This window comes from Streptomyces sp. NBC_00057, from assembly GCF_045041165.1.
Taxonomy (GTDB): Bacteria; Actinomycetota; Actinomycetes; order Streptomycetales; family Streptomycetaceae; genus Streptomyces.
In genome coordinates, this window is the sequence record NZ_CP108256.1 from 7,929,294 (window position 1) to 7,946,216 (window position 16,923).

The 16,923-nt window shown below is 70.6% G+C and carries 15 protein-coding genes and 3 pseudogenes; 12 read left to right on the plus strand and 6 right to left on the minus strand.

Translation table 11 applies throughout. The annotated features are described in order from the left end of the window. Positions 1-199: 199 nt before the first annotated feature. Both OG953_RS37490 and OG953_RS37495 read left to right on the plus strand, forming a co-directional pair. A complete protein-coding gene (locus tag OG953_RS37490; RefSeq protein ID WP_405689949.1) occupies positions 200-1,702 on the plus strand; it encodes an FUSC family protein in 1,503 nt (500 codons plus the stop codon). A gap of 145 nt (positions 1,703-1,847) precedes the next feature. Next, complete coding sequence (locus OG953_RS37495; protein WP_405692280.1) at positions 1,848-2,918, plus strand: lactonase family protein; 1,071 nt, start codon at positions 1,848-1,850, stop codon at positions 2,916-2,918. Positions 2,919-3,016: 98 nt separating this feature from the next. On the opposite strand, the gene OG953_RS37500 is transcribed toward OG953_RS37495, so the two are convergent. Further along, positions 3,017-3,940 carry a sirohydrochlorin chelatase gene (locus OG953_RS37500; protein WP_405689951.1) on the minus strand — a complete coding sequence of 308 codons (924 nt, stop codon included), beginning with the start codon at positions 3,938-3,940 and terminating at the stop codon, positions 3,017-3,019. Between the two features lie 119 nt (positions 3,941-4,059). Next, a complete protein-coding gene (locus OG953_RS37505) occupies positions 4,060-5,115 on the minus strand; it encodes an N-acetylglucosamine kinase (protein ID WP_405689953.1) in 1,056 nt (351 codons plus the stop codon). A gap of 98 nt (positions 5,116-5,213) precedes the next feature. Here OG953_RS37505 and OG953_RS37510 point away from each other — a divergent pair, with 98 nt between their 5' ends. Further along, positions 5,214-5,354, plus strand: a complete 141-nt coding sequence (locus tag OG953_RS37510) for a hypothetical protein (protein WP_405689956.1) — start codon at positions 5,214-5,216, stop codon at positions 5,352-5,354. Continuing rightward, on the plus strand, positions 5,332-6,009 hold the full coding sequence (locus tag OG953_RS37515) for a uracil-DNA glycosylase (protein WP_405689958.1): 678 nt from the start codon (positions 5,332-5,334) through the stop codon (positions 6,007-6,009). The genes OG953_RS37510 and OG953_RS37515 overlap by 23 nt, the downstream gene beginning before the upstream one ends. Positions 6,010-6,191: 182 nt before the next feature. On the opposite strand, the gene OG953_RS37520 is transcribed toward OG953_RS37515, so the two are convergent. Further along, positions 6,192-7,280 carry a WD40/YVTN/BNR-like repeat-containing protein gene (locus OG953_RS37520; RefSeq protein ID WP_405689959.1) on the minus strand — a complete coding sequence of 363 codons (1,089 nt, stop codon included), beginning with the start codon at positions 7,278-7,280 and terminating at the stop codon, positions 6,192-6,194. Positions 7,281-7,464: 184 nt separating this feature from the next. Between OG953_RS37520 and OG953_RS37525 the strand changes: the two genes are divergently transcribed. Then, the gene (locus OG953_RS37525) at positions 7,465-8,181 is read left to right on the plus strand and encodes a cupin domain-containing protein (protein ID WP_405689961.1); all 717 of its coding nucleotides are present in this window, start codon (positions 7,465-7,467) and stop codon (positions 8,179-8,181) included. 95 nt (positions 8,182-8,276) lie between these two features. On the opposite strand, the pseudogene OG953_RS37530 reads toward OG953_RS37525, so the two are convergent. Next, a pseudogene (locus OG953_RS37530) lies at positions 8,277-8,594 on the minus strand (substrate-binding domain-containing protein); the annotation flags it as partial. On the opposite strand from OG953_RS37530, the pseudogene OG953_RS37535 reads away from it, so the two are divergent. From OG953_RS37535 to OG953_RS37545, 3 genes and pseudogenes are all read left to right on the plus strand, one after another. After that, positions 8,580-9,045 (plus strand): annotated as a pseudogene (locus tag OG953_RS37535) (glycosyl hydrolase); the annotation flags it as partial. The pseudogenes OG953_RS37530 and OG953_RS37535 overlap by 15 nt on opposite strands. Before the next feature lie 36 nt (positions 9,046-9,081). Next, positions 9,082-9,462: a hypothetical protein gene (locus OG953_RS37540; RefSeq protein ID WP_405689963.1), complete on the plus strand. Its 381-nt coding sequence runs from the start codon at positions 9,082-9,084 to the stop codon at positions 9,460-9,462. A gap of 173 nt (positions 9,463-9,635) precedes the next feature. Then, a complete protein-coding gene (locus OG953_RS37545; RefSeq protein ID WP_405689965.1) occupies positions 9,636-10,733 on the plus strand; it encodes an NADH:flavin oxidoreductase/NADH oxidase in 1,098 nt (365 codons plus the stop codon). A gap of 111 nt (positions 10,734-10,844) precedes the next feature. Here the strand turns inward: OG953_RS37545 and OG953_RS37550 are convergent. Next, a pseudogene (locus OG953_RS37550) lies at positions 10,845-11,201 on the minus strand (DinB family protein); the annotation flags it as partial. Positions 11,202-11,847: 646 nt separating this feature from the next. On the opposite strand from OG953_RS37550, the gene OG953_RS37555 reads away from it, so the two are divergent. The 3 genes from OG953_RS37555 (at position 11,848) to OG953_RS37565 (ending at position 15,394) form a co-directional block, all read left to right on the plus strand. Next, positions 11,848-14,289: a GH92 family glycosyl hydrolase gene (locus OG953_RS37555; protein WP_405689967.1), complete on the plus strand. Its 2,442-nt coding sequence runs from the start codon at positions 11,848-11,850 to the stop codon at positions 14,287-14,289. 118 nt (positions 14,290-14,407) lie between these two features. Then, entirely contained in the window at positions 14,408-14,713 is a 306-nt protein-coding gene (locus OG953_RS37560) for a hypothetical protein (RefSeq protein WP_405689969.1), read from the plus strand. 264 nt (positions 14,714-14,977) lie between these two features. Next, positions 14,978-15,394 (plus strand): acyl-CoA thioesterase, encoded by a 417-nt coding sequence (locus OG953_RS37565; RefSeq protein WP_405689971.1) that lies wholly within the window; start codon positions 14,978-14,980, stop codon positions 15,392-15,394. Between the two features lie 15 nt (positions 15,395-15,409). On the opposite strand, the gene OG953_RS37570 is transcribed toward OG953_RS37565, so the two are convergent. After that, positions 15,410-15,946 (minus strand): ArsR/SmtB family transcription factor, encoded by a 537-nt coding sequence (locus OG953_RS37570; RefSeq protein ID WP_405689973.1) that lies wholly within the window; start codon positions 15,944-15,946, stop codon positions 15,410-15,412. Between the two features lie 57 nt (positions 15,947-16,003). Here OG953_RS37570 and OG953_RS37575 point away from each other — a divergent pair, with 57 nt between their 5' ends. After that, positions 16,004-16,909, plus strand: a complete 906-nt coding sequence (locus tag OG953_RS37575; RefSeq protein ID WP_405689975.1) for a S41 family peptidase — start codon at positions 16,004-16,006, stop codon at positions 16,907-16,909. The last annotated feature ends 14 nt before the right edge of the window (positions 16,910-16,923 follow it).

Genomic DNA, 16,923 nt, shown 5'->3' on the forward strand with positions numbered 1-16,923 from the left:
CGGCCCCATTTCGGTCCGTTGGCCTACCCATGGTGCACATCAGCGGCCAATGGCTGGGCCAATGGCCCAATGGTTTCCTTCTCGTTTGAGCCACGGACCGCAGAGATGTTGTGATGTACCCGTCGATGGCGCTGCGGATCCCCGCGGCGCCTTTTTCATGCCGGTGTGCAGGGCCGGTGTGCAGAAGCGGGAGCATGCCGTGCTGAAGAGGATGTTCGTTTCCCCGGACCCGGGCCGACTGCGGCTGCGCAGCGGTCTCCGGGCCGTCCTCGGCATCGGGCCGGCCGTCGCGGTGTGCGGTCTGGCCGGTCATTCGCTCGTCGCGGCCATCACCGGCGGGCTTGCCGCGCTGCTGGCCCTGTTCACGGTGCTGGACGCCACGGTGCGCGATCAGGCGATCACCACCGCCCTGCTGCCTGCCGTCGGTTTCCCCGTGCTCGCCCTTGCCGCAGGGCTTCACGATCATCCGTTGGCACGGGACGCGGCGTTTCTCGCGGTCATGGGCCTGGGCGTGTACGCCCGACGATGGGGGCCGCGTGGCCACTCACTGGGCCTGTTCGCCTTCATGGCCTTCTTCACCACGCAGTTCCTCCACACGCTGCCCGGGCAGCTGCCCGAGCTGTACTCCGCGGTCGCCCTCTCCCTGCTCGCCTCGTCGACCGTCCGCTTCGGGCTGTGGTGCTACGAGCGTCGGCTGCCCGTCGCCGTACCCACCCCGGCGACCGGCAAGGGGCTGGCCCGCGCGACCACGCGCCAGGCGATTCAGGCGACCGTCGGCGGAGCCCTCGCGCTCTCGGCGGGGCTGCTCCTCTCCGAGCCGCGCTGGTACTGGGCCGTGGGCGCCACATGGTGGGTCTTCGTGAACACCGCCTCGCGCGGCGAGACGCTGGTACGTGGCTTCCGCAGGGTCCTGGGAACACTGATCGGCATCCCCATCGGCCTGGCCGTCGTCGTCCCGCTGCACGGTGCTGCCGTGCCCAGCGCGGTCGTCGTCGCGATCAGCGTCTTCGGGATCTTCTACACCGCTGCGGTCTCGTACACCTGGATGGTGTTCTCCGTGACGGTGATGGCGGGGACGCTCTATGGACTCCTCGGCGTACTGGACCCGGCCCTGCTCATGCTGCGGCTCACCGAGACCGGTGCCGGAGCGCTCGGTGCGATGCTCGCGGTGCTCCTCGTGCTGCCGGTCACCACACACGCCACGACCGACGCATGGATCCAGCGGGCCCTGCGCTGCGTGCACGCCTGCACCGCGGAAGCCGCGGCGCGACTTTCCGGCTCGACGACCGCCGACCCGGCGCCCCGAATCGCGGAGTTGGAGGCGCTCCTCGGGCGGGTGCGGCTGTCCCTGGCCCCGCTGGTGCATCCGCTGAGCCCACTGCGCGCCCGAAAGGCCCGCGCAGGACAGGTACTCGCTCTGCTGGACACATGCGCACGCGAGGTGCGCGGACTGGCCTCCGTCGCTGCGGACCCGGAAGCATCCCACGACGCCCGCCTCGCTGCTGCCTGCTGGCGCGTCGAAGCCTCCGTGGCGGCGCTGACGGCCCCGGATCTGCCGCAGAGGGCGGGCGTGCCGAGCATCCCGCCGCACCAGGCCGTCGCAGAACCCGCGCTCGCCCACCTGCACGGTCTGGAGCGGGCACTCGCCGAGCTCGCCGCCCCGCTGCACAGCGATCCGCGCGCCCCGTTGATCGGTGTGTGAAGCGCCCCCGCAGAGCCGGCCTGCAACCTGAGACCTTGGTCTAGACCTCGATGGTCCGCCTGCTACCGTCGCCCGGGAAGATCACGACGGCACGAACGGTCGTGCTCAGTCGGCGGAGAGGGGCAGTGCGGTGACGAGCAGTACGGTGGGCAGCGACAACGGCGGGGGACGGGCATTCATCGGGTCGTTCACCTCGGCGGGCGGACGGGGAATCACCGCCGCCGCCGTGGATCAGGAGACCGGGGCCCTGACCGTCCTCGGCTCGACGGACACCGTTCCCGATCCCTCGTATCTCGTCCTGGGCCACGGGCCGGGTCCGGGTGGCAGGGCGCTCTACACGGTCAGTGAGACCGAGCACGGTGCGGCCGCCGCACTCGACATCACCGGCGATGTGCCGCAGCCGGTCGGCGAGATCCGACCGGTGGAAGGCGATGGTCCGACCCATCTCGCGCTCGCGGGCGGTCATCTGCTCACCGCCAATTACGGCTCCGGCAGCGTCACCGCTCTGTCGGTGCGGGAGGACGGTTCCCTCGGCGCCGTCACCGCCGTGCTCAGGCACGAGGGCAGCGGTCCGGACGCCGAACGTCAGCGGGGCCCGCACGCGCACCAGGTATTGCCGGACCCGTCGGGGAACTGGGTGCTCAGTGTGGACCTCGGGACCGACTCCATACGGATCTGCGCGCTCGACACGACCACCGGGGCGTTGCGGCTGCACGGCGAGACGGCCCTGCGGCCGGGCGCGGGCCCGCGCCATCTGGCTTTCCACCCCGTGGGCAGCCACGCCTATGTCCTGAACGAACTCGAACCGACCGTCACCATATGCAGGTGGGACGCCGCCGCGGGAGTCCTGGAGCCGGTCGCTGAGACGTCCGTGCTGCCCGAGGAATCGGCGCGTGGCGCGGACACGGCGACCTACCCGTCCGAGGTGGTCGTCTCGCACGACGGACGGTTCCTCTGGACGGCCAACCGGGGGCACGACAGCATCTCCGCTCTCGCGCTCGACGGAACGGGCGAGAAGGCGACGCTGATCACGACCGTGGGCTGCGGCGGGCACTGGCCGCGCGATCTCGCGCTCGACCCCACCGGCCGATGGCTGTACGCGGCCAATGAGCGGTCCGGGAACGTCAGCTGGTTCGCCGTCGACCCGGCGACCGGCATCCCGCGCCGAACGGGCTCGCTGGAGGCCCCTGCCGCGTCCTGCGTGATCTTCGCCTGACATCACGCCACGCACAGCCGAATCGCCGGGCGGGCCAGAAGGATCAAGCCCGCCCGGCGATCGGTGAAAGACCGCTGCCGGGCGTACCCGGCACCGGGTCAGTGCGCCTGAGCACCCTGCGGCGTCGCCGGCGCGATACCGAGCGCCGTCGTGTACAGCGACAGCACGAGCTTGCCGATCGCCGGATACGCGCCGAGCGGCTCGGCCGTCGCGCAGCCCGCCTCCTTCGCGGCGGCGTCCAGCAGTCCTTCGGCCACTTCGGGGCCGACGAGGTACGGAGCCAGCGCGAGCTGCGCCGAGCCGGAGCCCGTGAGCTGCTCTGCGATCGACGCGACGGAACCCTCCACATCGAGTGCGGCGGCCATCACCGGTACCGCGAGCCGGGCAGCCAGCAGCATGCCGGTGATCCCGGCGGCCTGCACGGCCTCCTCGCCACCCACCGTGGCCAGCACGATGCCGTCGGCGGCCGTGGCCACCGTGAAGAGCCTGGCACGGTCGGCGCGGGCCAGACCGGCCTCGGAGAGGCGTACGTGCAGCGCCTCGGCGAGCAGCGGGTGCGGGCCGAGCACATCGGTCAGCTCGACCTGCGTACCGCTGTCCATCACAGCCTGCCGTATCCGCCGGATCAGGGCGCTGTCCGGCCCCGCGAGCAGCGGCACCACGACGGCGGACGGACCCTCGGGCTCGGCGACCTCGCGGCCCGCGGCCTGCGCCTGCTCGAAGCGCGCGATGCGCTCGGCTGCGCTGTGGGTGAGTACGGACGAGAGCTTCGGGTACTCGGCATCGTCGCCGTCGAGGTAGCCGATCCGGGCATTGAGGCCGGGCAGCTCGGAACGGGCGATGCTGATCACCTCTTCGGCCAGGCTGCGCGTGGCCGAAGAGGGGGTACCGGGAACGGCGAGAACGAGCGCGGCAGCGCCCTCAGGTGCGACCACGGGCTCCGGGCGGCGGTGCCGTCCGGACTGGCGAGGTCGCGGCATTCGTACAGGCAGGCCGGAAGCGGGCCCAGTGGGGGTGCTCATGGCGCCGCATGCTACTGGTTTTGGGTGCCCCTCTGTTCGGGGAGGGCCCGGCCGGGCGTCATCTGTCCGCTTTTATCCGATGAGAGGCTTACTGGTCGACTGTCCTGCTCTGTCTGCACCTATCCGGGCTCCTGCTCAGGCACGTGACCGGGTACGCAGAGCAGCGTCGGATGGCGGGGCAGTCGCAGATCCCCGGTGGCCAACGCCTGAGCGATGGACAGCGCACCGGACAGCGGATCACCCGAACCGGGGACCGTCCGTGCCTGCGGGAGCTGCCGGGACAGTTCCTCTCGCAACGGTACGAGCAGTGGATCGCCCATCCGGAACAAGCCGCCTGTCAGGGCCACTTCGCACGGTTCGTCGTCGGCCCCGGCCTTCGGGCACACCGCCGCGGCCGCCTCCGCGATATGTCCGGCGGCCTCGCGCAGAATGCCCGCGGCGACCGGATCATGCCCGGCGCACGCGGCGACCTCGGGCGCGAACGAGGCCAGCACGGCAGGCCGGTCGGTGCGCGGATACAGCAGTCCCGGCAGCTCCGGTGCCGGCCCGAACACCGCCTCCAGCCGGGCCAGCAGTGCGGCGGACCCACCGCGCCGCCCGTCATGGGCTCGCATGGCCGCATCGAGCCCGGCCCGCCCGATCCAGGCGCCGCCGCCGCTGTCACCCAGCAGATGACCCCAGCCGTCGGCCCGGCGCCAGCTCGTCAGATCCGTACCCAGCGCGATCATGCCCGTGCCGCCCGCGACGACCGCCCCCGGGTGCTGACCGACCGCACCCGCGTAAGCGGTCACCGCGTCGGCGGCGAGAGCCAGCCGACGCATCCCGAGCGCGCTCTCCAGGGCCGAAGGCAACTCGGCGCGCAACTGTCCGCCGAGCGTCGCCATACCGGCGGCGCCGATCGCCACGGCGGCGATCCCGGTGCCGTCACCGCTGCCGTGCCGCTCCAGCAGCCGGCGGACGGCAGGCAGCAGTTGCTCCAGCAGATGGCCCGCATCGATCCCCGCAGGTCCGGTGCGTACCGGCTCGGCGCAGACAGTCGTGCCCACCGGGGCGGACATGCCGACGTTGCCCAGCGCCACCCGCAACCCGGAACCGCCCGAGTCCACGCCGAGCACGAACGGCCCCGACGTACCCGTCGCACCGGCCGATGCGTCCGTCTCCGTCTGCGCCGTCACGACAGCCTCCGCCGGGCGCAACGAGCACTGCCGCTTTCCGGCGAATGCCTGCGTGACCTCATGGACCGGCTCCAGACAGAGAAGAGGTGAGAAGAGGAATGACGGCGGCAGCCTATCCCGAGTCCCGGATGCGGGACTTCGGGGCGCAGGAGACCGGCTGCGGAAGCCGCCGCAGCGGCGGGGAGCGGGTCCAGTACGCCGGTAGAGTGATGCTTCGTGGCACCACGACCGTTGAATGAAGTAGTCGAGCCCGGCTGGGCCGAGGCGCTGGCCCCTGTGGCCGGACGCATCGCCGCGATGGGCGATTTCCTCCGTGCGGAGGTCGCAGCCGGCCGCACCTATCTGCCGGCCGGCGCGAACGTTCTGCGCGCATTCCAGCAACCCTTTGACGAGGTTCGGGTCCTGATCGTCGGTCAGGACCCCTACCCGACACCCGGGATGGCCATGGGGCTGAGCTTCTCCGTGGCCCCCGAGGTGCGTCAGCTGCCCGGCAGTCTGGAGAACATCTTCCGGGAGCTGCACACGGACCTGGGGCTTCCGCGTCCGTCCAACGGCGATCTGACGCCCTGGACGCGCCAGGGCGTGCTGCTGCTGAACAGGGCGCTCACCACGGCGCCCCGTAAACCGGGTGCGCACCGCGGCAAGGGCTGGGAAGAAGTGACCGAGCAGGCCATCCGGGCCCTGGCCGCGCGCGGCAAGCCCCTGGTGTCGGTGCTGTGGGGGCGCGACGCCCGTAATCTGCGGCCGTTCCTCGACGACTTCCCGGCGATCGAGTCCGCGCACCCCTCGCCCATGTCGGCGGACCGCGGCTTCTTCGGCTCGCGCCCGTTCAGCCGCACCAATGAACTCCTGCTCCGCCAGGGGGCCCAGCCGGTGGACTGGCAGCTGCCATGAGCGGAAGCCGCCGCCGGTCCGGGACCGGCGGCGGCAACAGCGGATTCAGGACTGTGGGGTGAATCCGGTCGGCACCGGCGTACGCGCCGGTCGCCACGTCGTGCAGTTCTGCATCCTGACCGACTGCATCAACGGGGCAGTTGCTGCCGCGGGCCCTGCCCCACTGCTGACGACCGCACCGGTCACGTGCCGATGACCGCCGCCCGGACGCAGAGGACGTCCGGCAGGTGCGAGGCGAGCTGCCGCCAGCTGTCCCCGTCGTCCGCGCTCGCGTACACCTCGCCGTTGCGATTGCCGAAGTAGACGCCCGCAGGGTCGGCGTCGTCCGTACACAGCGCATCGCGCAGCACCGTGCCGTAATGCGTCTCCTCGGGCAGGCCCGTCGACAGCGGCTCCCAGGTGCTGCCCGCGTCGCCGGTGCGGAAGACCCGGCAGCGGTGCTCGGCCGGCACGCGGTCGGCATCGGCGTTGATCGGGAAGAGGTAGGCCGTGTCCGCGCGGTGCGGGTGTGCTGCTGCGGCGAATCCGAAATCGGAGGGCAGGCCCCGGCCGATGTCCGTCCAGTTGTCCCCGGAGTCGTCGCTCCGGAACACTCCCCAGTGGTTCTGGAGGTAGAGCCGGTCGGGATCGACCGCGTCCCGGGCCACCTTGTGGACGCACTGACCGAACTCAGGATCCGGGTCGGGGAGGAAGACCGCCGACACTCCCTTGTTCGACGGAGCCCAGCTCGCGCCGCCGTCCTTGGTACGGAATACCCCGGCCGTGGAGACCGCGACCGTCACGGCCCGAGCATCCCTGGGGTCCGTGAGGATCGTGTGCAGACCCTCGCCGCCCCCGCCCGGCACCCACTTCGAACGCGTCGGATGCTCCCACAGCGGGCGGACCAGCTCGAAGGACACCCCGCCGTCCTGAGAACGGAACAGCGCCGCCGGCTCGGTCCCCGCGTACACGACATCGGGCGCCTCGGGGCCCGCCGGGTGCAGCTGCCAGACCCGCTCCAGCGATGCCTCGGTGAACTGAGGGAACTTCACGCCCGGTTGCTGTGGCTCGACCCAGGTGCTGCCCAGGTCGTCGGAGCGGAAGACCGAAGGGCCCCAGTGCGCGCTGTCCCCGCCGACCAGCAGTCGGGGGACCTGCCTGCGAGTGTCGATGGCGATCGAATAGATAGCCTGGGCATTGAAATGCGGGCCGTCGAATTCCCACGCGCCACCGCGTCTGCGGCCGATGAAGAGTCCCTTGCGGGTACCCACGGTGAGTAGTACGTCGGTCATGGCCGAACCTCCCGAAACGCCGTTGTGTCGGATACGGGCCAGTCTGTACCCCACCACTGACAGTGGCCCGCAGGGCAGCTCCGGTCACCCGGACCCTGTTGCTTCCACGGTCGGCGAAGGTACGGTGCAGCAGGCATGGAAAGCGCTTGCCCGGGCCCCGACGCAGAGAGACCGAGGAGTGGCTGTGCCGACCTTCGAAGGGCTGCCCGGTGCCGTCGCCGTCTCCCACCTGCGGGTCTACGACTGGCCCACCGCGGACGGCCTGCGCGGCGGGACACCCCATCTCCACCTCACCTGCTCCGAGGGATATGTCGTGGTCGGGGGCACGGGCTCGGTGCAGACCCTCACTGCGTCGGGGTTCCGGCAGACGCCACTGGCCCCGGGTGCCCTGGTCTGGTTCACGCCGGGCACGATCCACCGCCTGGTCAACGAGGACGGGCTGCGCATAGTCGTCCTCATGGAGAACAGCGGGCTGCCCGAGGCCGGCGACGCCGTACTCACTCTGCCGCCCCGCCACCTCGCGGACCCCGACACCTACCGGGCGGCGGTCGTCCTTCCCGTCGACGGCTCCGAAGCGGAACGGGAGCGGGCCGCCCGCACCCGCCGTGATCTCGCCGTCGAGGGTTTTCTCGCGCTGCGCCGGTCCACCGAGGCGGGTGACCCCGAACCGCTCGTCGACTTCCACCGGGCCGCCGCCGCACTCGTGCGCCCGAGGACCGAGGACTGGCGGGGGCGCTGGCAGAAGGGGGCCGCTGCCGCGTCCGAGGTGACCGGCGGACAGCTCGACGCTCTGGCGCGCGGTGACAGCGGATACCTGGCCGACGCCTGTGTGCACGCCGAACAGCCCTCCGCGTACGGAAAGTTCGGCATGTGCGGCCGTCTGGACGTCTACTGCGGCTGATCTGCCCCGGCGATGCCGGCGCCGGCGGAGCGGGTCAGGACCCGGGTCGTGCTGCCATCGTCCTCCACCGTGTCCCGGACGTGCCGGAAGCCGATCCGTACCACCGGCTTGGTGGCCAGAACGACCCGGGTGGTCGCGGGCCGGCCGCCCCGGCCGAGGTCGAGGACCAGGCGGGCTGCGGTCTCGGCCATCTGGATGAGGGGCCGGCGCACCGTCGTGAGCCGTCGTCCGATCCACCGGGTGAGGGACAGATCGTCGAACCCGACGACGCTCAGGTCCTCCGGGATGCGCAGCCCCAGTTCGCGGGCGGCCTCGTGGATGCCGAGGGCCTGGAGATCATTGCCCACGAACAAGGCGGTGGGCGGGTCGGGCAGTTGCAGGAGTTCGAGGCTCGCCATGTAGCCGGCTTCGTGGAGGCCAACGGGTACGTCTCCATCGAGGCCGACCACTACTCCCGCTCCGTCGGCGGTGGCGGGATCAGCTGGCAGCGCATCCCCGGCATCAGCCCGCGGCTGGAGTACCGGGTCTCCCTGTTCACGACCGGCCCGGTCGCCGTCCACACCTATCTGTCACCCCGTAACAACGCCCTGGCCTCCGACGGGCTCACGTACGCAGTCTCCTTCGACGACGATGCACCGCAGAAGGTGAACGTCACGGCGGTGACGGGTTCCGACGACGGCACGATGAACGTCCAGTGGGCCCGCAACACCTCGGACAACGGTGCACCGGATCGGTCGGCCAGGAGTTCATGTGCTGAAATTCTGGATGGTCGACCCGACGGCGGTGCGGCAGAACCTGGTGGTCGACACCGGCGGCCTCAAGCCCAGCTGTCCGGGCCCGCCGGAGAGCCTCCGGCTGCACTGAGCCGAAGGGCGCAACGGGCAAGGGGAGAACAGAGCGATGACGAGTGGGATCGAGGACCGCGACGGACACGTTGCGACCCTGGAGGTGACCCCCGTTGGGGCGGGTGTCCAGGTCCGGGGCGTGGCACCGTCGGGAGAGCTCACTGTGATCTGCACCCCCGCCCGCGCCCGGGAACTGGCGGCGGCTCTCGCCCTCGCGGCGGACGAGGCCGAGAGCGCGCAGTCGGCGGAGCCCGTCACCGTCAAGGCGCGCGAACTGCGTCGAGGGGATGTACGGGACGGCGACCGGGCCATGACGGTGGAGGGCGTCAGGATCGACGGCACCACCGCCCATGTCACCTGGAAGTCGGGCGCCGGACGCAGCTGGACCCAGGGTTACGACGGGGACGCCGACATCACACTGAGGCGTCGCGCATAGCCCGCATACGGCCGCTCAGCGACCGTATGGCCCATTCCCGGCCGGAAACGGACCGGGAGTGGGCCTCACGCATGTCCACGCCCTTGTACGAGGGACGTCGTAATTTGACGGGTGTCGTAGTACGGGATGTATCGTACTAGCGATTCTTCCGTACCGTCGAAACGGAGTCCGACGTGAGTGCCCTCTTCGAGCCCTACACCCTGCGGTCGCTCGTCATTCCCAACCGGGTGTGGATGGCGCCCATGTGCCAGTACAGTGCCGAACCTGTGGGGCCGAACGCGGGTGTCGCGACCGACTGGCACTTCGCCCACCTCGCGGCGCGCGCCGTCGGCGGCACCGGACTCATCCTCACCGAGGCGACTGCCGTCAGCCCCGAGGGCCGGATCAGCCCGGCGGACCTCGGCATCTGGAACGACACCCAGGTGGCCGCCTTCCGCCGGATCACGGACTTCATCAAGGGGCAGGGATCGGTTCCCGGCATCCAGCTCGCCCATGCCGGTCGCAAGGCGTCGACGGCTGCCCCCTGGCTGGGCGGCGGTCCCGTCGGGCCGGATGCGCACGGCTGGACGCCCGTCGCCCCCAGCCCGCTGCCGTTCGACGACGGTCACCCCGTGCCGCACGAGCTGACCGTGGACGAGATCCAGGGCGTCGTCGGCCGGTTTCGCGAGGCCGCCCGCCGCGCGCTCGACGCGGGCTTCCAGGTTGCCGAGGTGCACGGAGCCCACGGGTACCTCGTCGGACAGTTCCTCTCCCCGCACAGCAACCGGCGTGACGACGAGTACGGCGGCAGCTTCGAGAACCGCGTCCGCTTCGCACTGCAGGTCGTCGACGCGGTGCGGGAGGTCTGGCCGGAGGAACTTCCCGTCCTCTTCCGGATCTCCGCGACGGACTGGCTCACGGAGAACGATGAGGACGAGCGCGAGGGCTGGACCGTCGACGAGACCGTACGACTGGCCAAGGAGCTCCAGGCCCACGGCGTCGACCTGCTGGACGTCTCCAGCGGCGGGAACGCCCCGCGCGCCCGCGTCGAGACCGGGCCGGGCTACCAGGTTCCCTTCGCCGAGCGGGTCAAGGCGGAGACCTCGCTCCCCGTGGCGGCCGTGGGCCTGATCACCGAGCCGCAGCAGGCCGAGAAGATCATCACAGGGGGTCGGGCGGACGCGGTTCTCCTCGGGCGCGAGCTGCTGCGGAGCCCGTCGTGGGCCCAGCACGCAGCCCGCGAACTGGGCGGCGAACTCCGCACGCCCGAGCAGTACCTCCGCGCGGTCTGACAGCTGGGCGGCCGCAGCCGGGCACTGCACCTGGGCCTCCGCCACACATCCGGTGGGGGCCAGGTGCGTCCGCCCGCGGTGCCGGTCCCCGGCCGAGCGCCGTCATCGCCGTCAGCGCTGCCCGGCGCGGAAGAGGTCGCGCAGCAGAGCGATTTCGGCTCCGTGGTGCGGCAGTTCCCGATTGACCCACCAGACCGTTTCGATGAACGGGTCCTCCGGATCGCTGCCATGCGGGTACGTGCTGTGCCCCACTGTGTCCAGCGTCGAGTCGTCGACGCCGATCAGCGCATCCCGCCAGGCCGTGGCAGTGGAATTGAAGTCTGCGACCGCCCCGGCGGCGTCCGCGATGACGCGGTAGTCGTCCCGGGTCAGCGAGTGGCTGCCGTTCGTGTGGTCGGCGCGCAGGACCAGCAGTTCACTGAGGTGACTCAACCGCCACGCGAGGGTGGTGAGCGGCGGCGTCACAGGGGGTACGATGTCGCGCCGCACTTCTTTGCGGGGTTACGCCTCTTTTCGCCGCGGCGCACTCCGACGCCGACCCCTTGCTCCCGGTCGGACGGCCTACGCCCCGGCCGGGTCGGGACGTGAGGGCCATCGCGGCGACATCCGCCCAGGTCACCCAACTCGCATTGTGCATCGCACCCGTGGTCGGCCCGGGCTCCGAGTCCGCGTGCAACGTACCCGACAGATCGGTCGGCGGCCCGCGATCGGGCGCGAGCGGCTCGAAGTCCGTGTAGTTGCGCACCCCGAAGAGGCAACCGAACGCCTCGTAGTCGTCCCGTCGTTCAGCGGCCACAGATCCAGCACGTGGACCCACGGCTCGACGTCATGGAAGTCCTCATCGACGCAGCGGTGCCGGTACTCGATGCCGCCGTGGTTCTGGGTACTCACCGTGCGGACCGTACAACTCCACCGGATCACAGCTCATATGGATATGTCGGCCGGCAATGCGGCCGCCCACTGTCTGTGTTCACCGCTCATTCACCAGGTATGCCGTTCGCGGCATTCCCTCCCACGCCGTCGGCATCTACTCTCGGCCACGAATCGATCAACGTTGTTCCGGCCGGTCCTCAGCTTCGACAACGTTGTCCAAACTCCTGGAAGGTACTGCGACATGCCCCCCAGACCGTTGCCCGCGGCGAGGCGCTTCGGTGCGCGAACGGCCGCCGTGATCGTCACCGGCGCGCTCGCCGCCGCGGTCATGCCCCCGGCCGCCGAGGCGACCGCCGGCCCCGTCACACATCCCACCGCCTACGTCGACCCGCTGATCGGCTCCTCGAACGGCGGCAACACCTACCCGGGCGCCACGCTCCCGTACGGCATGATCGGCTGGTCGCCGACGAGCACCAGAGGGGACCAGACCAGCACCGGCGCCGCCAACGGTTACGACTACGGCACCACCCGGCTGCGTGGACTGAGCCTCACCCATGTCAACGGTGCCGGATGCAATCCGGGCGCCGCCGGTGACGTACCGATCATGCCGTTCGTCGGGGATGTCACCTCGTCGCCGTCCGCCGACACCAAGGACGCCGTCTACGCCGCCAACTTCTCGCACGACAACGAACGTGCCGTACCGGGCCGTTACACCGTCGGGCTGGACAACGGCGCCACCGCAGACCTGGCGGTCAGCCGACGCGCGGGCGTGGCCGATTTCGGCTTCCCGGCCGGTAAGCCCGCCAACCTGCTCTTCCGCGTCTCCAACTCGCTCAACGGCAGCGAGGACGCCCAGGTCGACATCGACACCGCGCACCGCAAAGTCACCGGCTCGGTCCTCACCGGAGCCTTCTGCGGGCGCCGCGCCAATGGCGGCACCAACAACCGCAAGAGCTACTACCGGCTGTACTTCAGCGCCTCCTTCGACCGTGACTTCTCCTCGACCGGTACGTGGAAGGACGGCACGCTCGCCCCGGGCGCGACCACGGGAAGCGGCGGCGAGGGCTACGCCACCGGCGCCGACCGGGCCGGCCGGGGATCAGGCGGCTGGGTCGGATTCGACACCAGTGCCGGCACCGATGTCCACATGCGCATCGGCATCTCGTACGTCAGCCAGGCCGGGGCGGAGGCCAACCTCAAGGAGGAAGTGGCCCCGCATGCCGGTGTCGACGAGGTCGCGGCCGCGGCCGGCCGCACCTGGGACCGCGAGCTGCGTTCCGTACGCATCGGCGGCGGCAGTACCGCACAGCGCACCACCTTCTACACCGCGCTCTACCACTCCCTCATGCAGCCCAACCTGATCAGCGACACCGACGGCCGCTACCCCGGCATGGACGGTGCGTCGCACCGGGTGAAGCGTGGGCAGGGGGCGCAGTACAGCAACTTCTCCGGGTGGGACCAGTACCGGGCCCAGATCCAGCTGCTCGCACTGCTCAAGCCGGAGATCGCCGGTGACTTCGCCCAGTCGCTGTACAACTTCGCGCAGCAGAACGGCGGGGTGTGGGATCGCTGGGTGCACATCAACGGTGCCACGCACGTCATGACTGGAGACCCCACGGCGGCGACTCTGGCCACCTTCTACGCCATGGGTGTAAGGAACTTCGACTACGAAGGGGCCTACGAATCGTTGGCCCGCCAGGCGACCGTCCCCGTCGAAGACGGACTGTCGGACGCGGGGTGTCCCGGCCAGTGCACCGGCCAGCGGCCCAATCTGGCGCAGTATCTGAAGTCGCACTACGCACCCCAGGACGTGTGTCACTGCTGGGGCGGCGCGGCAGAGACGCTGGAGGACGCAGTGGCCGACGCCGCGCTCGGCCGCTGGGCCGAACTGCTCGGGCGCGACGAGGAGGCCAAGTCCTTCAAGGAGCGCGGAGGCTGGTGGCGCAATGTGTTCAACTCCGCGGCCACCGACGGCGCGGGAACCACCGGCTACATCCAGGCGCGCAACCTCGACGGCTCATGGGTGACCCCGTTCGACCCGGGCAGTGAACGCGGCTTCGCGCAGGGCACCAGTGCCACGTACACCTGGATGGTCCCCCAGGACGTCCAGGGGCTGGCCGAGGCCATGGGCGGCCGGGACACCGCGGCGAAGCGGCTCGACGGCTTCTTCCACAAGCCCGACGGATCCTGGTCGGTGAAGGGCGGCGACGCCCTGCGCTACGACCCGACCAACGAGCCCGGCATCCACGCCCCGTGGCTCTACAACGCGCTGGGCCAGCCGTGGAAGACGCAGGCGACGGTCCGCGAGATCCTCGACACCGTGTACGGTACGGGCCCCGGCGGCCTGCCCGGCAATGACGACCTGGGCACCATGTCCGCGTGGTACGTCTTCTCGGCGCTGGGCCTGTATCCGCAGACGCCGGGCACCGCCACGATGCTGGTGGGCGCCCCGCTCTTCCCGAACGCGGTGATCGGCCGGCCGCACGGCAAGGACATCACGATCAGCGCCCCGGGCGCCGACGCCACGCATCCGTACATCGATGCCGTCAAGGTCAACGGCCGTACCAGCGAAAGGTCCTGGACGGACGCGGACCTGGTCGCCCGAGGAGGCTCGATGGCCTACCGGCTGTCCGAGGAGCCCAACACCGGGTGGGCCACCGCGCCTTCGGGGCTGCCGCAGTAGGAGTGCGCGACGGAGGACACTCCGGTCCTCGGTAAACAGACCGGCAGACAGGCGAGCAGGCAAGCATGCCGAGCGAGTCTGTCTGCCGGAAGTATCTTTCCATCGCTGAAAACTCTGTGTGCACGACCGTTGTCGTGCGTTCCTGTGCTGGTCCAGCGCGAAGCTCAAGAAGCGGATCGTGCCCGAGTCGGCATTCACAGCGCTCGCCGACTTCCAGGTCTACACCGCCAACCGACTCGACGGCACCTTCGCGGACCCCGCGGGCCTGCGCCACGCACGCCACAGCGCGAACTGCCTGGAGACCCAGCACCTGCCCGACTCGCCCAACCGTCCCGACTACCCCAGCACCGATCTGCGCCCCGGCGAAGTCGCCCGCAGTCGGACCGGGTTCAGGTTCCCCCACCTCGAGCCGCACCCGGCCTGAGCATCCGCGCAACGGCAGAGGCGCGCCTGTTCGCAGGGCATCGGCGGCCGACCACTGGGCCGGCTTCGTCGTGGCGACAGACCCGGCAGCGGAGGCCCGGCCGCTGTTCCGCCTGCGGACACCGCGACGGCCCGAAACCAGGGAGGCACCGGCGGACTCCGGGCGGCCGTCGAAATGGGCACGACAGGAGCGTAAAAAGCTGCGGCGTGGGCAGTTGTGCGGGTGTGGGGGAATGGCGGAATGCGCCGTGATGTTGGGACGTCCATGACCTTCTCTGTGAACGTGACCGTCCGGGGCTACGAACTCGACACACAGGGCCACCTGAACCAGGCCGTCTATCTCCAGTACGCCGAGCACGCACGCTGGGAACTGCTGCGCGCTGCCGGCCTGTCGCAGGAGAAGCTGCTGGCCAGCGGCGTCGGGCCGGTGGCCCTTGAGACGACGGTGAAGTTCCTGCGGGAGCTCCGCGGCGGCGACCGGGTGCGGGTGACCTGCCGGTTCGTATACGGCGAGGGGAAGACGTTCGAGGTCGCGCAGGAGATTCTCAAGGAGGACGGCACTGTCGCGGCGCAGGTCACGGGCGTGGCGGGGATGCTCGACCTGACGGCCCGCAAGCTGATTGCCGATCCGGCCGGACATCTCGCCTCACTGGCCGAGAACCCGGACCTGCTCAGCGGCTGACCGGCCGCCCCGTGGCTATGCGGTGCCGTTGGTCGGGCCGGCCTGCTGATACAGCGTCACCAGCACGCCGTGCACGGGCTGATCTTCGGCGCCCTCCTCGGCCTCGTCGACCAGCCTGGCGAGGGTCTCGCCGAGTTGTTGTGCCTTCGCGGGGTTGAGTCGCAGGTGGCGCAGCGTCAGGTGGGTCTCGGCGGGGGAGCGGTCCAGCTCCTGGGTGACCGCGGCGAACGTCGCAGCGGTGCTTGCCTCTTGGGGTTCGGCGACGACGATGCGGCGGGCCGTGCGCCGGTAGTACTGCTCGGTGCCGCCGCGGACCTGGCGCGTCTCGGCGATGTGGACCAGTCCGGCGTCGCGCAGCACCTTGAGGTGGTGGGCCACGTTGCCCTTCTTCGTGTCGAGTTGCACGGCGAGCCCGCTGATCGTGGCGGGCCGGTGACTCAGGGCGAAGAGAAGCTGCTGGCGCAGCGGGTGGGCGAGCGCCGCGAACTGCTCGGGCGCGCCGATCTCCTGGATGTCGTCAGGGGGTGGCGGAAAGGGCGGCTGATCACGCATACCTGAAGTGTCCAACTCTCTTGACGCTTTCGCAAGGGCGGTGCTCTACTCCGTGCCATGACCGCTCCCACGCACATTCGGCCCGCCCTTGTCATCGATGAGACAGCCCGGCTCCTGAATGAGCACTACGTCTTCCCGGAGACGGCCGAGCAGCTTGCCGGCCTGCTGCAACGGCGCCTCGACGAGGGCGCCTACGCCGTCGACAGTGCCGAGGAGCTCGGCCGGCTGGTCACCGAGGATCTGCAGTCCGTCAATGGCGACCGGCACCTGCGGCTGAAGTACCACGCCGAACCCGTGCCCGCGGAGAAGGGGGCGGCGACCCTGGCGGCCATGCGCCGGGACTACGACACCTCGCTGGGCGGTGCACCCAGGGTGGAGCTGCTCGAAGGAGGGGTGGCCGTGGTGGAGTTGGCACCGGCACTGTTTCCGCTGGAGTGGGCCGCCGAACCGCTGAGTGCCGCGCTCACCCTGGCCGCCGGTGCCCGGTCGCTGATCGTGGACCTTCGCGGCAACGGGGGCGGCGACCCGGACACGGTTGCCTTCGTCTGCAGTTACCTGCTGGACCAACGCACCCATCTCAACACCATGCATTGGCGCGACGGCGAGCGCCGCGAGCAGTCCTGGAGCCTGCCGCACGTTCCCGGCGCGCGCTTCGGCGGCGACAAACCGTTGTACGTGCTGACCGGTGCCCGTACGTTTTCGGGCGCCGAGGAGCTGACGTACGACCTGCAGCAGCTCGGCCGCGCCGTTGTTGTCGGCGAGCCGACCGGCGGTGGGGCGCACCCGCGGGAGGGGTGGACGGTGCATCCGCACCTGGAGGCCACCATCCCGGTCGGCCGCCCGGTCAACCCCGTCTCCGGCACCAACTGGGAGGGCACCGGCGTGCAGCCGGATGTCCTTTGCCCCGCCGCCGATGCCCTCGACCGCGCCCGCGCACTGGCCGTCGCCCGGCTGGCGGGCTGACGGCCTCGGCCGAC